This is a genomic window from Pseudomonas sp. FBCC-B1565, from assembly GCF_059133265.1.
Window position 1 is genome coordinate 3,935,054 of the sequence record NZ_CP101438.1, and the last position, 12,293, is coordinate 3,947,346.

At 64.8% G+C, this 12,293-nt stretch carries 14 protein-coding genes; 2 read left to right on the forward strand and 12 right to left on the reverse strand.

Annotation, left to right across the window (positions count from 1 at the left end; all coding sequences use genetic code 11):
* Positions 1-278 precede the first annotated feature (278 nt).
* The 8 genes from ubiT to NL123_RS18400 form a co-directional block, all read right to left on the reverse strand.
* Entirely contained in the window at positions 279-746 is a 468-nt protein-coding gene (gene ubiT, locus NL123_RS18365) for a ubiquinone anaerobic biosynthesis accessory factor UbiT (RefSeq protein WP_248482103.1), read from the reverse strand.
* Positions 740-1,630: a U32 family peptidase gene (locus NL123_RS18370; RefSeq protein WP_494356003.1), complete on the reverse strand. Its 891-nt coding sequence runs from the start codon at positions 1,628-1,630 to the stop codon at positions 740-742. Before NL123_RS18370 ends, ubiT begins: the two co-directional genes overlap by 7 nt.
* Positions 1,631-1,640: 10 nt before the next feature.
* On the reverse strand, positions 1,641-2,636 hold the full coding sequence (gene ubiU, locus NL123_RS18375) for a ubiquinone anaerobic biosynthesis protein UbiU (RefSeq protein ID WP_494356004.1): 996 nt from the start codon (positions 2,634-2,636) through the stop codon (positions 1,641-1,643).
* 9 nt (positions 2,637-2,645) lie between these two features.
* Positions 2,646-3,872 carry a molybdopterin molybdotransferase MoeA gene (locus NL123_RS18380; RefSeq protein WP_494356005.1) on the reverse strand — a complete coding sequence of 409 codons (1,227 nt, stop codon included), beginning with the start codon at positions 3,870-3,872 and terminating at the stop codon, positions 2,646-2,648.
* Positions 3,869-4,423 carry a molybdenum cofactor biosynthesis protein B gene (gene moaB, locus NL123_RS18385; RefSeq protein WP_071492618.1) on the reverse strand — a complete coding sequence of 185 codons (555 nt, stop codon included), beginning with the start codon at positions 4,421-4,423 and terminating at the stop codon, positions 3,869-3,871. The genes NL123_RS18380 and moaB overlap by 4 nt, the downstream gene beginning before the upstream one ends.
* An 83-nt stretch (positions 4,424-4,506) precedes the next feature.
* Positions 4,507-5,154, reverse strand: a complete 648-nt coding sequence (pdxH, locus tag NL123_RS18390) for a pyridoxamine 5'-phosphate oxidase (protein ID WP_494356006.1) — start codon at positions 5,152-5,154, stop codon at positions 4,507-4,509.
* 100 nt (positions 5,155-5,254) lie between these two features.
* Positions 5,255-5,671, reverse strand: coding sequence for a hypothetical protein (locus NL123_RS18395; RefSeq protein WP_058427521.1), 417 nt, complete (start codon positions 5,669-5,671; stop codon positions 5,255-5,257).
* 9 nt (positions 5,672-5,680) lie between these two features.
* Complete coding sequence (locus NL123_RS18400; RefSeq protein WP_494356007.1) at positions 5,681-6,856, reverse strand: NnrS family protein; 1,176 nt, start codon at positions 6,854-6,856, stop codon at positions 5,681-5,683.
* A gap of 134 nt (positions 6,857-6,990) precedes the next feature.
* Here NL123_RS18400 and NL123_RS18405 point away from each other — a divergent pair, with 134 nt between their 5' ends.
* Together NL123_RS18405 and NL123_RS18410 are read left to right on the forward strand one after the other, a co-directional pair.
* Positions 6,991-7,674, forward strand: a complete 684-nt coding sequence (locus NL123_RS18405) for a Crp/Fnr family transcriptional regulator (RefSeq protein ID WP_494356008.1) — start codon at positions 6,991-6,993, stop codon at positions 7,672-7,674.
* Complete coding sequence (locus tag NL123_RS18410; RefSeq protein WP_494356009.1) at positions 7,671-7,862, forward strand: protein DnrP; 192 nt, start codon at positions 7,671-7,673, stop codon at positions 7,860-7,862. Before NL123_RS18405 ends, NL123_RS18410 begins: the two co-directional genes overlap by 4 nt.
* On the opposite strand, the gene NL123_RS18415 is transcribed toward NL123_RS18410, so the two are convergent.
* The 4 genes from NL123_RS18415 to NL123_RS18430 form a co-directional block, all read right to left on the reverse strand.
* Complete coding sequence (locus tag NL123_RS18415) at positions 7,856-9,697, reverse strand: nitric oxide reductase activation protein NorD (RefSeq protein WP_494356010.1); 1,842 nt, start codon at positions 9,695-9,697, stop codon at positions 7,856-7,858. The two genes, NL123_RS18410 and NL123_RS18415, sit on opposite strands and share 7 nt — an antisense overlap.
* Positions 9,698-9,767: 70 nt before the next feature.
* On the reverse strand, positions 9,768-11,186 hold the full coding sequence (locus NL123_RS18420; RefSeq protein WP_494356011.1) for a cbb3-type cytochrome c oxidase subunit I: 1,419 nt from the start codon (positions 11,184-11,186) through the stop codon (positions 9,768-9,770).
* A 3-nt stretch (positions 11,187-11,189) separates the two neighbouring features.
* Complete coding sequence (locus NL123_RS18425; RefSeq protein ID WP_058427515.1) at positions 11,190-11,630, reverse strand: c-type cytochrome; 441 nt, start codon at positions 11,628-11,630, stop codon at positions 11,190-11,192.
* 152 nt (positions 11,631-11,782) lie between these two features.
* A complete protein-coding gene (locus NL123_RS18430; RefSeq protein WP_494356012.1) occupies positions 11,783-12,292 on the reverse strand; it encodes a GNAT family N-acetyltransferase in 510 nt (169 codons plus the stop codon).
* Position 12,293: the final 1 nt, after the last annotated feature.

A 12,293-nucleotide genomic window follows, 5' to 3' on the forward strand; every position in this document is an offset into this window, starting at 1 on the left:
TGAATCCGTGGGTAACCCGGCAGGACGCCGGGTTAGCCGTCCTGGGCCAAGGATGGCCCATGACGGCGGCCCACGGATTCAAGCCGGAGTGAGGGAACACCGAGCCTAGGCGAGGTGCCGAGTGTTGGGGCAAGAGCGTTTTGCTTACTTTTGCGCTCTTCAAAAGTGAGCCGCCGTAAGGGCGGAACCATAGGTGGCCGTTACCGAAGAAATGGATATGCCCACCGAGCCCCCCCCCCCAACGAGTCATATCCCAAACCCCGGCGCCGCAGATAGCGTCAGGTCGCAAGCCCCCGCCCCGCCCGCTCCAGATTGCGCCACAACCAGGGCGGTAAGACATCCGGGTCGAGGCTGTCGATCAGGTTCTTCAAACCCAACCCCAGCTCCGTATCCCCTTCGATCACCAGGCGCCGCCGGAAGAACAACGTATCCGGGTCTTCCTGCCGACTGGCCAGCAACAAGAACTCGCGCCAATTGCCGCTGATGGTCACTTGGGCCTGCGCCTTCTGCGCAATCCGCAACCCATCCCGCGTCAACGTCAGGTACCAGCACAAGCCCAGGTCCGGAATGCGCAGGCACATCCAGCGTCCGCGCAGCAGGTCAAAACCGTCGTCGCGCAGCGGCTCGGCCAGGCAGCGGTTGAGCCCCTGTTGCAACGCCAGGCGCTGCACCGCGAAAGGCACACGGCGAATCAGCGGCAATACCCGGTCAGCACCCTTGAGCAACCATTGCTTGCGATTCAACACAACCCCACCTCCTCGACCCGCAACATGCCGGCCTGCCCATGCCAGTAACCGTTGCAGCCACTCACCAGCAACGGCGGCGTGGCACCCTGGCGCACCTGGTCGAAGGCACGCACCACCTCGGCCATGCCTTCGGCCCGTGGGCTCAGGCGCAACAGGTCGGCGCCACAGGCGACCAAGCCGGGATAGTCCGCCAGCAAGTTGGTCACCTCGGCGGACATCGTCTGAATCCCATTCAAGGTAAACAGCGCCTGCCCTTCCTGGCTGGTCAACGCCATGCCATCCGGGTAGTTGATGCAGCAAAACTGGCAGTCGTCCTTGGGCCGATTCTCCGCACGGGCGGTGAAGCAGCGCGCCGAGTACGCTAGGGGCAAATGGCCGTAGGCGAAGATCTCCACTTCGGGCAGCGGCCGTCCCAGTTCGCGGACCTGCTCCAGCACATCGGCGATCAAGCCGTGGGAGCATTCCACCGGCGGCACCCAGCGCTGCATGCCCGCGTCGAGCAGCTGCACCAGCGCGTGGCCGTTGTAGAGGTTGAGCGCCGGGCCACCGACAAAGGGCACTTTGCGCTCGATCAGCAACTGCACGGCGCCCATGTCGTTGGCCTCCACCAGCAACTCGCCGTTGTCGCACAGGCGGCGCAGGCTGGAGAGTTCGGACGCAGCTTCGATCAGGGTGAGGCTCGACAGCACGATCTGCGCCGGGCTGCACGCCTGCAACTCACGGCCCAGGCCCAGCCATTGATCCAGGTTCAGCGCGCGGCGTTTGGCGCACACGGTTTCCCCCAGGTAAATCACGTCCAGGGGCAAGGCGGCCATGTCGGCGTAGAAGCGCCCCAACTCTTGCTTGTCCCAATAAAACAGCACCGGTCCCAGGCTGAGTTTCATCTGTGTGTCCTCATTGCCATGCACGATGGTAAGCCCCCAGGGTGGTCTGGCTGCCCTCGGAAAGCCCGGCAAGCACCTGGCGCCATTGGTCCTTGACCGCGAAATGGGCCGGGCTGCTGCGGTGCGCGTCGAGGGCGGCGCGCCACACGCGGGTGACTTGCTCCACATAGGCCGGGCTGCGTTGCCGGCCTTCGATCTTCACCGCTTCCACGCCGATGGCACTGAGTTCGGGCAGCAGGTCCAGGGTGTCGAGGCTGGTGGGTTCTTCCAGCGCATGGAAGCGCTTGCCGCCCACCAGGAAGCGGCCCTTGCACAGGGTCGGGTAGCCGGCGGGTTCGTCCGGGGTGTAGCGGTCGATCAGCACTTCGCTCAGGCGTGCGCTGAGGCCATCGGTATCCTCGCTCCAGCGCACCGCCTTGGCCGGCGAACACACGCCGCACAGGTTGGGGGATTCGCCGGTGATATAGGAGGACAGATGGCAACGCCCTTCGGCCATGATGCACAGGCTGCCAAAACCGAACACCTCGATGGGCACCGTGCCGCTGGCCGCCACCTGCTTGACCTGGGCCAACGACAACACCCGAGGCAGCACGGCGCGCCGGATGCCGTAGCGCTCCACATAGAATTTCAACGCCGCCGCATGGGTGGCCGAGCCCTGCACCGACAGGTGCAACGCCAGCTGTGGATGATGGTGCGCGGCATAGCCAAGCACGCCGGGGTCACCGGCGATCAGCGCGTCCACGCCATGGTCGGCGGCACGGTCCACGGCGCGCTGCCAACGCGACCAAATCTTCGGCTGCGGGTAAGTGTTGACCGCCACATAGAGCTTGCGCTGGTGCTGGCGGATATGGGCGACGGCGGCGTCGAACTGCTTGTCGTCCATGTTCAGCCCGGCGAAATGCCGGGCATTGGTGTCATCGCGAAAACCCACGTACACCGCGTCGGCGCCTTGGCGTACGGCGGCTTTCAGCGCAGGCAGGTTGCCTGCCGGGCAGACCAGTTGCATGGTGGCTCCTTATTGAAAATCGGCAAACGGCAGGAACGGCACGGCCGCGCCCTTGAGCACCTGCTGCTCGCGCTCGACGATCACCAGGCCATCGGCCCAGCAGGCGGCGGCGAGCATCGCCGAGCTTTGCTGGGGGTGCAGGATCGCGCGCAGTTGCCCATCGCTGTCGGGGCTCAAGCGCGCACGCAGGTATTGGCGGCGCTTGTTGGGCTTGAGCCACTCGAACGCCGCCGGCACGCTGACAGGCACCGGCAACACCCGCTCCGCGCCTTGGGCGCGCAGCAGGAACGGGCGCACCACGATCAGCGTGGTGACCAGCGCGGCGGTGGGGTTGCCCGGCAGGCCGATCCAGGGTTTGCCGGCCACTTGGCCGAACGCCAGGGGTTTGCCGGGCTGGATCGCCAGGCGCCAGAACTCGACCTTGCCGAGTGCCTGGATCGCCTGTTTGAGATGGTCCTCTTCGCCCACCGACACGCCGCCGGTGGTCAGCAGCAAGTCGCACTCGGACGAGGCCAGCACCAACGCATCGCGGCTGGCCGCCAGCGCGTCGGCCATCACGCCGTAGTCGTGCACCTCCACGCCCCAGCCACGCAGCAACGCCGCTACGAGGTAGCGATTGCTGTTGTAGATCTGCCCCGGCGCCAGCGACTCGCCCGGCTCACGCAGTTCATCGCCACTGCTGAGCAGGCACACGCGCAGTGGCCGGTAGACCTTGACCCGGGGAATGCCCGCCGCCGCCAACAGGCCGAGTTCCTGGGCGCGCAGGCGTTTGCCGGCGCTCAGTACCCGTTGCCCGCGTTGCAGCTCTTCGCCGCGCTTGCGAACGTGTTCGCCCAGGCGCAACGGCGGGCACCAGATGCGCTGGCCATACACCCGGCAGCGCTCCTGCGGCACCACGCTGTCGGCACCCGGCGGCAGCGGCGCGCCGGTGAAGATGCGCACGGCTTGCCCGGGCTGCAACGGCACATCCGTGCTGTGCCCGGCGGCGATCCGCCCGACCACTTCCAGGTAACCGCCCTGCTCCGGCACGTCAAACGCGCGCAGGGCGTAGCCGTCCATGGCGCTGTTGTCCCAGCCCGGCAGGTCACGGGGCGAGAACACCTCTTCGGCGGTCACCCGCCCCAGGGCATCGGCCAACGCAAGCATTTCGGTGGACGGTGGCGGCGGTGCCTGGGCCAGCAACTGCTCGATGGCCTCTTCCACGGGCAGCAGGTCGCCGCTGTCGCAGGGACTCATGAGCGTGCCTCACAAGCCGCGAGTATCTGATCGAGTTGCGGCTTGAGGTGCGGCGCAAAATTGCACGGGCCGGTGCGGCTGTCCAACTGGCCAACCAGGATCTGGTCCCAGGCAGTACGACAGGCCCCCGGCGAACCGGGCATGCAGCACACCAGCACGCCGTTGCTGAAACCGGCCAGGGCTCGGGATTGCAGGGTCGACATACCGATTTCCGCCAGCGATACCTGGCGGAACAACTCGCCAAAGCCGTCCACCTGTTTGTCCAGCAACGGCAACACCGCCTGAGGGGTGTTGTCGCGCGCGGTGAAACCGGTGCCACCGGTCATCAGCACCACTTGCACCTGGGGGTCGGCGATCCATTGCGAGACGCGCGCGCGGATCTGGTAGATGTCATCCATCACGATGCCACGGTCGATCAGCATGTGGCCGGCACGTTGCAGGCGGTCCACCAGGGTGTCGCCGGAGGTGTCGGTGTCGTAGGTGCGGGTGTCGCTGATGGTCAGCACCGCGATGTTCAGGGAAACGAAACTGCGTTGGGTCAGATGGGCCATGATCCAGGCTCCAGGCGTTGAAAAGATGCATCCAGCCTGCGCCGCATCGGGCGCAGGGCCTATTCCTCGAAGGAGGTATGCCGTCAGGGGGCCAGGCGCGTGCGCTGCCACCCGGCGTCATGCAGGCGATAGTCAAGACGGTCGTGCAAGCGGTCCGGCCGGCCTTGCCAGAACTCGATACGTTGGGGTTGCAGGCAGTAGCCGCCCCAGTGCTCGGGCCGGGGCGGCTGGCGCCCGGCAAAACGCTCGGTGACCTCGCGCAGGCGCCCTTCCAACTCACTGCGATGGGCCAGAGGCTGGCTCTGGGGCGAGGCCCAACTGCCCAACTGACTGGCGACCGGGCGGGCATCAAAATAGTCGTCCGACAGCTCGGCATCCGCCTTCGCCACCGGCCCTTCGATACGCACCTGGCGCTCCAGGCCCGGCCAGAAGAACGTCATGGCGGCATGGGGGTTGTCCGCCAGTTCATGGCCCTTGGCGCTCTGGTAATTGCCAAAGAAGAAAAACCCGTCGGCGCTGAAGCCCTTGAGCAGCAGGATGCGGCAGTGGGCATGCCCCTGGCCGTCCACCGTGGCCAGGGCCATGCTGTTGGCCTCGGCCGGCGGCACTTCGGTCTTGCGGGCCTGGTCCAGCCACTGGCCGAACAGCTCCAGCGGGTCGGCCTGCGGGCAGTCGTCGCGAAGGCCGTAGAGGGTGTAGTTGCGGCGCAATTGCGCAAGGGACAGGGGCATGGGGCGGTCCTCCAGAAAGTTCGCCACAGTGTGGGAACTGGCGTACCGTTATCCCTTGACCGCGATCAACAATCGGCCGCGGCATGACGCCGCATACCGCTTACCACAACGATTTAGCGATGATCACGATCAGCACCATGTGCGCGAGGATGCTGCGCCGAATCCACCGTGCACGCTTGGCGCTCAGGCGCTGTTTACCCAGCCAGTACGCCAGCAGCAGGTAGTGCCCGATGATGCTCAGGGCCAGCAGGATCTTCAGGCCCAGCAACCACGCAAAACGACCACTCCACGGCATGCCCCAGTAGTGCCAGGCCAGCCCCAGGCCCGCGCCGTACAGCACGATGACCACCAGATGCAGCACGCGTCGCGAGCGCCGGGCAATCGCCTGGTCGCAGGTGAACTGCGCGGACCAGGCCAACTCCTCCCGGGCGCTGTGCCAGATCACCACTTCAAAAAACAGCGTGCCGATGAACGCGATGGCCGCCAGCAGATGAACCATCAATAGCACTGAATACATGGATCTCTCCTAACCCGGATGCCCGTCCACACGCGGCTGCCACAGCATCGGCCCGTAGCGCCACAGGTACAGCCCCAGCCCGATGGACCAGCACAGCGCCGCCAACCACAATGCCGCCACCGGCCACACCAGCACCAGCAGCACCCGGCACACACACGCCAGGTTCAGCAACGCAAAGGCCAGAGTCATCCCCGAGGGCGGCTGCAATGGCCGGCCGGTATGGCCGAGGCTGACCCGCGCGATCATCGCCACGATCAACCCGGCCATGGCGCCGATGGTCAAGGCGTGCACCGCCAGGCTCGGGTTGAGCGGCGCGCCAAAATGCCACAGCGCCATGCCCAGGCACGCCAGCGCCAGCCAGGCATAGGCCAGGTGCAGGGACCACAGCAGCGGCACCCGCCACAGGCCGCGATCATGCCAACGCGCCAGGCGCAGCAGGTGGCCCACGCCGAGCAGCGCGAACAGCACGCCGATCCACGCCTGTGGCCACACGGCCAACCCACCGGCATACAACAACGCGACCAGCACCGAACCGCCCAACAGCAGGTGATCCAACCACGGCCAGGGCTTGACCGCCGCGACCCGACCCAGGCCGCGCTGGGTGAAAAACGGGATCACCCGCCCGCCGATCAGCCCCATCATCGCCGCCACCAACCAGAGGCCGGTCAACACCGCCTGGCGCTGCAAGCCCTGGTCATACAGCGACAAACCATCGGCCACCGCCAGCAATACCAGCACCAGCACTATCGGATAATTGCGCGTCTGCCGCACCTGCCACAGCGTCCATCCCATCACGCCCGCCACCGCCAGTGGGAAGCTCAGTTCCAGTACCGCCAGCAATGGCAGGGGAACGTCGAGCAACCAGCCCACGCGCGCCGCCAGCCACAGCGCCGCCAGTACGCCCAAGGGTGCCCCGCTGAGTCCGGGGCGACCGGTCCAGGTCTGCACCGCCGTCAGCAGAAAACCGGCGATGATCGCCAGGCCAAAGCCGAACAGCAGTTCATGCCGATGCCAGGCCAGCCAGCCGCCGGCCGGTTGCCAACTGCCGGTCATGCCGCCCAGGGCCAGCAGCCACAGCGGCACCGCCAGCGCGGCCAACAGGCAGGCACCGAGGAAAAACGGCCGAAAGGCCAGGCGAAACAACGGGGTAATCGACATGGCCTTGCGTCGATCCAGTACGTGCATGGCAGGGCTCCTGAATGTATCACTGCGCCGATGGTGCACCTGCGCGCGCGTCTTGCCCTTGTCGCAGATCAAGCCGCGCCAAGGGCAACCGGATTAACCTCGACGCCCCTTCCCCTGTGTGCCCCGAGGTTAAGATGGTGCTCCATCGCGTCCATCACCAGATCCTGCGCAGTCATCACCTGTTCGAGCCCATGGACGAGCCCCAACTCAACGAGCTGATGAGCAGCAGCCAGTTGCTCAGCGTCGACAAGGGCCAGCCCCTGTTCCGCCAGGGCGAACCGGCGGACGCCTTCTACTTCGTGATTGCCGGTGCGGTGAAGATCTACCGCTTGACCCCGGACGGCCAGGAAAAGGTCTTCGAAGTGGTCGGCGAGCGCCGCACCTTCGCCGAAGCGATGATGCTGATGGATACGCCCAACTATGTGGCGTGCGCCGAAGCCGTGTGCCCGACCCAGTTGTACCGGCTGTCCAACGCCACCTACATGCGCCTGCTGCACAGCAACAGCCGCCTGACCTTCGCCTTGCTCGGCACGCTGTGCGTGCGCCTGCACCAGCGGGTCAACGAGATCGAGACCCTGTCGTTGAAGAACGCCACCCACCGCGTGGTGCGCTACCTGATGACCCAGTTGATGCGCCTGCCGGTCGGCGAAAACCGTTTCGAACTGCCGATGGCCAAACAGTTGATCGCCGGGCACTTGTCGATCCAGCCGGAGACGTTCTCGCGGATTATCCGGCGCTTGATCGACGAACAGATCATCACCCAGGACGCTCGCCAGATCGCGATTCTCGACCGCCTGCGCCTGGAGCAATTCGAGTGAGGACCTGCCTGTATTGCCAGCACCGCAATGCCGTGCAGCGCGACACCTGCGAGCACTGCGCCATGCCGCTGCCGAGCGCCGAGGCCGGCCACCAGGCGCGGCGGCTCAGCCGTTTCCAGTGGTTCTGCGTGGGCCTCGCGTTGTTCTGCATCGCGATGTTTTTCTGGCTGCCCCGTGATATCTACTGACCCTCGGTGAGTTGTCGGTACAGCTGCGGCAAACGCTCAGGCAATTGCGCCGGCTGGCGGATCTGCGTGAAGCCATGGGCGCCGAACATGTACGGCAGGTAGTCGCCGGCCTGCTTGTCGATGGTGATGCAGAACGGCACCAGGCCCTTGCGTCGCGCCTCCAGCACCGCCTGGCGAGTGTCTTCCACGCCATAGCGTCCCTCGTAGAGGTCCAGGTCGTTGGGCTTGCCATCGGTGAGCAGCAACAGCAGTTTGCGCCGTTGCTTGCAGGCGCCCAGCAGGTGGGTGGCCTGGCGAATCGCGGCGCCCATGCGCGTGTAGTAACCCGGCTTGAGGGCCTGGATCACCCCGCGTGTGTGGTCATCGTAGGGGTGTTGGAACGATTTGATCACCTGCAGGCGCACTTGCTGCCGACGCAGGGACGAGAACCCATACAGCGCAAAGCGGTCCCCTGCCCCTGCCAGGCTTTCGCCGAACAGCAACAGGCTGTCGCGGATCACGTCGATGACCTTTTGCGTGTCGTTCAGATGGGCGTCGGTGGACATCGACAGGTCCGCCAGCAGCAGGCAGGCCAGGTCGCGGTGGGTATGGCGCTGCTGCATGAACAGCCCGCGTTCGGCACAGGCGCCGTGCTGGCGCTCCACATGAAAGTCCAGCCAGGCCTGCAGGTCGAGTTCGCTGCCCTGGGACTGCTGGCGTTGCCATTGACGCTCGGTGCGCAGGTGCTGGAACTGGCGCCGCAGGCGTTGGGCCTGGGCGTGCAGGCGCGCGGGCAGCGCTTGGGGTTGATCGGCGCGTGGTTGCATCAGTTGCAGGTTGACGAAGGCGTCCTGCAAGCATTGCCGGCGGTAGTCCCATTCGGGCAGCTTGATGCCCTCGCCGAGGGGGATGTCGTCGACATCGGCGGGCGGCAGGTCCAGGTGCAGTTTCAGCCCGCCACTCTTGCGCACACGCTGGCGCGACAGGCTCAGGTGGTCGAGGTCTTCGGCGACGCGGGCGGCGTCGGGGTCCTGGCTGTCGTCGGTCCAGCGGTCAAGCTCGACGTGCTCGGTCCAGCTGAACAGGTTTTCCAGGCGCACCACCAGCAGGCCGCCGTCGCGGGCCTGGTCATCCAGGCGTGTGGCGCGCTTGGGTGATCCCTGTTGTGCGCCCGGCGGCGCCGACAGATCGTCACCTTCGTCGTCGAGGTCGGCGCTGTGCGGTGCGTCCAACTGCTGCGGTGGGTACAGCCATAACGACAATGGCCACGGGGCGCGCTCGCTGCGCGGCAGCTGGCGCACGCTACCGGGTTCGCACAGGGCCTTGCGCAAGGCTTTTTCCAGGGCCGCTTCGTCGGGCTTGAGGCCCGCCGGGTCGGGGCGCAATTCCAGATGGGCATGCACCAGGCGACGATAACGGGGCAGCATCGCCGGGTAGCGTTGCAGCAACAGCCAGGTCCAGCGTTGATTGTCGCGGACCCAGTGGGTCATGGGGCCGGCGTGGGCGGCGAGCAATGCCAGCCATTGGTACAAGTCGGCATTCAGCGCCGGGTCGGGAAATACTGCCACGCTGGCCGGCAAGCGCAGGCGGTTGCCGTCACAGGTGGCCAGCGGTGCCTGTTTGCAGGTGCCGGCGATGCGCATCAGCAGGTTGCGCCGCAGCAACAGGTCGCGCTCGCCAGCCGCTTCTACGGCGATGCCATTCGCACCGCCGAGCGCACGGAACAGCAGCGCCACACGGCGTTGATGGTCGGCCAGGGCAACCCGCGCCTCGGGGAAATCCACACTGGCACGGCGTGTGATAAAGCGGTGCCAGGCACTGCCGACCCATTCTTCGAGTTCCAGGGTAAAAGCCATGTCATTGCTCCAAACGTAAAACGGCCCGCTGTACCAGCCGGGCCGCCCTCTTGGGGATTAACCTTGTTGTCTACACGGCGGGGACCGGCTCACCGACCACGCCGCGCCGTTGCCGGAAGCTGTACAGGTAGCAGAGCAGCCCCAGCAGGAACACCACGCCGCTGGCCAGCCGCGCCCAGAACAGCGTATTCAGATGCTCCACCGTGGCCATGAACGGCAGCGCCACACCGTCCACCGGCCAGCGCTGCAACCACACCTGCACGGCGCCGGCGGCGGTGAGGAACAGGGTGATCATCACCATCGACACCACCATCAGCCAGAAGCCCCATACCTCGATGGTCTGCGAACGCGCATCCGGCGCTTCACCGAGGCCACGCAGGCGCGGCATGGCGTAGCTGATCAGGGTCATCACGATCATCGCGTAGGCGCCGAAGAACGCCAGGTGCCCGTGGGCAGCCGTGAGCTGGGTGCCATGGGTGTAGAAGTTGACCGGGGCCAGGGTGTGCAGGAAACCCCAGACCCCGGCGCCGAAGAACGCCGTCACCGTGGTGCCCTTGGCCCACAACGTCGCCGCCCGGTTCGGGTGCTGGCGCCGACGGCGCTTGACCATGGTGAAGGCGAACATCACCATCGCCAGGAACGGCAGCGGTTCCAGGGCCGAGAAGATCGAACCGACCCACAACCACACCTGCGGCGCACCGATCCAGAAGAAGTGGTGCCCGGTGCCGATGATCCCGGTGATCAACGCCATGGCGATGATCACGTACAGCCATTTCTCCACCACCTCGCGGTCGACGCCGGTGACCTTGATCAGCACGAACGCCAGCATCGAGCCCATGATCAATTCCCACACGCCTTCCACCCACAGGTGCACCACCCACCACCAGTAGAACTTGTCCCGCGCGAGGTTGCCGGGGTTGTAGAAGGAGAACAGGAAGAACACCGCCAGGCCGATCAGCCCGGTCATCATCACCATGCTCACCGTGGTCTTGCGGCCCTTGAGCAGGGTCATGCCGATGTTGTACAGAAAGCCCAGGCACACCACCACGATGCCCATCTTGGTGATGGTGGGTTGCTCGAGGAACTCACGGCCCATGGTCGGCAGCAGTTCGTTATGGGTCAATTTCGCCAGCGCGGCGTACGGCACCAGCAAGTAGCCGAGGATGGTCAGCACGCCGGCCACGGCGAATACCCAGAACAACAGGATCGCCAGTTTCGGGCTGTGCAGCTCGCGGTCCGCCTCCTCGGGCACCAGGTAATACGCCGCGCCCATGAAGCCGAACAGCAGCCACACGATCAACAGGTTGGTGTGCACCATCCGCGCCACGTTGAACGGGATCAGCGGGAACAGAAAGTCGCCCACCACGTATTGCAGGCCCATGATCAGCCCGAACAGCACCTGGCCGACAAACAGCATCAGCGCAAACACAAAGTAGGGTTTGGCCACGGCCTGGGATTGGAATTTCAGATAGGGATTGGCGCTGCGCATGGCTCAGCCCTCCTTGTTCGGTGGCCAGTTGTTGGTGTCGATCTTCGAGCTCCATTTGAGGAACTCGGACAGATCGTTCACCTCCTGGTCATTGAGGTTGAATTGCGGCATGGCCCGACGCCCTGGGACGCCCAGGGGTTGCATCTTCATCCAGGCGTGCAGGAACGGCTTGAACCCTTCTTCACCGCCCCGGCGCTGGAACACATTGCCCAGCTCCGGCGCAAAGTAGGCGCCCTCGCCCAACAGCGTGTGGCAGCCGACGCAGTTATTGCGCTCCCACACGCCCTTGCCACGCACCACCGACTCGGTGAGCTGGTCGGCGTTGCTGCGGACGGGAAAGGTCTGTTCGGTGTGATAGGTCAGGGCCAGGAAAATCAGGAAGAAGAACACGCTTCCTCCGAAGTAGATATTCCTGGCCATGCCCTTGGTGAAGGTCTCTGACATGGTCGTCTTCCTCATGGCTTGGCGGGGGCCATGATAGGAAGATGGGGTTGGGAAACTGCTTGATGGCGATCAAGAATTGTTGATCGCGGTGGTGGGGTATTGGCGAGGGTATACACGTACACTCTCGAAGCGCACGAAAACCATGCACCCGATCAGGTTATGCTTTTAGTGTAGAAAACACGGTCGACATACCCACTTTCTCTTTTGTAATACCCCGGCAAGGTACCGGCAAGTTCAAACCCGCATGCTTTTACTACCGCTATGCCCTGGGATTGCGTCGCCAGGTGAAAGTAGTACAGACACTCAATACCGATGGCTTTTGCCCGCGTTTCCAAGAGTCTTACCAACTCACGTCCTTCTTCAGCGTAGTCAGGCAGCAAACCGAAACGAATTTCCGCTACGTGACGCTCAATCCACCGGGGCCGCCGCTCGACCTCGCCTAGTCCCACAATCACTGACGCCTTATTCAACACACACAAAACAATAGCTTCCCCCGCTGCCTCTTTTTCAAGTAACTTGCCGATCCAGACGGCTTCCTTGTCAGGGTTTAACAATCGAACATCCGTGGGGCGCTCTACCCGCTCGGGGTCCCGTTCAACAAGTTGGCTAAAAAAGGCTAACAGCGCTACCGCGTCTTGGGATGACGGCTGCTTAAACTCCATG

Bases quoted from the DNA above. Each gene is read 5' to 3' on its own strand.
- NL123_RS18370 (WP_494356003.1), bottom strand. From the start codon at position 1,630: ATGAAACTCAGCCTGGGACCGGTGCTGTTTTATTGGGACAAGCAAGAG.
- ubiU (WP_494356004.1), bottom strand. From the start codon at position 2,636: ATGCAACTGGTCTGCCCGGCAGGCAACCTGCCTGCGCTGAAAGCCGCC.
- NL123_RS18380 (WP_494356005.1), bottom strand. From the start codon at position 3,872: ATGAGTCCCTGCGACAGCGGCGACCTGCTGCCCGTGGAAGAGGCCATC.
- moaB (WP_071492618.1), bottom strand. From the start codon at position 4,423: ATGGCCCATCTGACCCAACGCAGTTTCGTTTCCCTGAACATCGCGGTG.
- pdxH (WP_494356006.1), bottom strand. From the start codon at position 5,154: ATGCCCCTGTCCCTTGCGCAATTGCGCCGCAACTACACCCTCTACGGC.
- NL123_RS18395 (WP_058427521.1), bottom strand. From the start codon at position 5,671: ATGTATTCAGTGCTATTGATGGTTCATCTGCTGGCGGCCATCGCGTTC.
- NL123_RS18400 (WP_494356007.1), bottom strand. From the start codon at position 6,856: ATGCACGTACTGGATCGACGCAAGGCCATGTCGATTACCCCGTTGTTT.
- NL123_RS18405 (WP_494356008.1), top strand. From the start codon at position 6,991: ATGGTGCTCCATCGCGTCCATCACCAGATCCTGCGCAGTCATCACCTG.
- NL123_RS18415 (WP_494356010.1), bottom strand. From the start codon at position 9,697: ATGGCTTTTACCCTGGAACTCGAAGAATGGGTCGGCAGTGCCTGGCAC.
- NL123_RS18420 (WP_494356011.1), bottom strand. From the start codon at position 11,186: ATGCGCAGCGCCAATCCCTATCTGAAATTCCAATCCCAGGCCGTGGCC.
- NL123_RS18425 (WP_058427515.1), bottom strand. From the start codon at position 11,630: ATGTCAGAGACCTTCACCAAGGGCATGGCCAGGAATATCTACTTCGGA.
- NL123_RS18430 (WP_494356012.1), bottom strand. From the start codon at position 12,292: ATGGAGTTTAAGCAGCCGTCATCCCAAGACGCGGTAGCGCTGTTAGCC.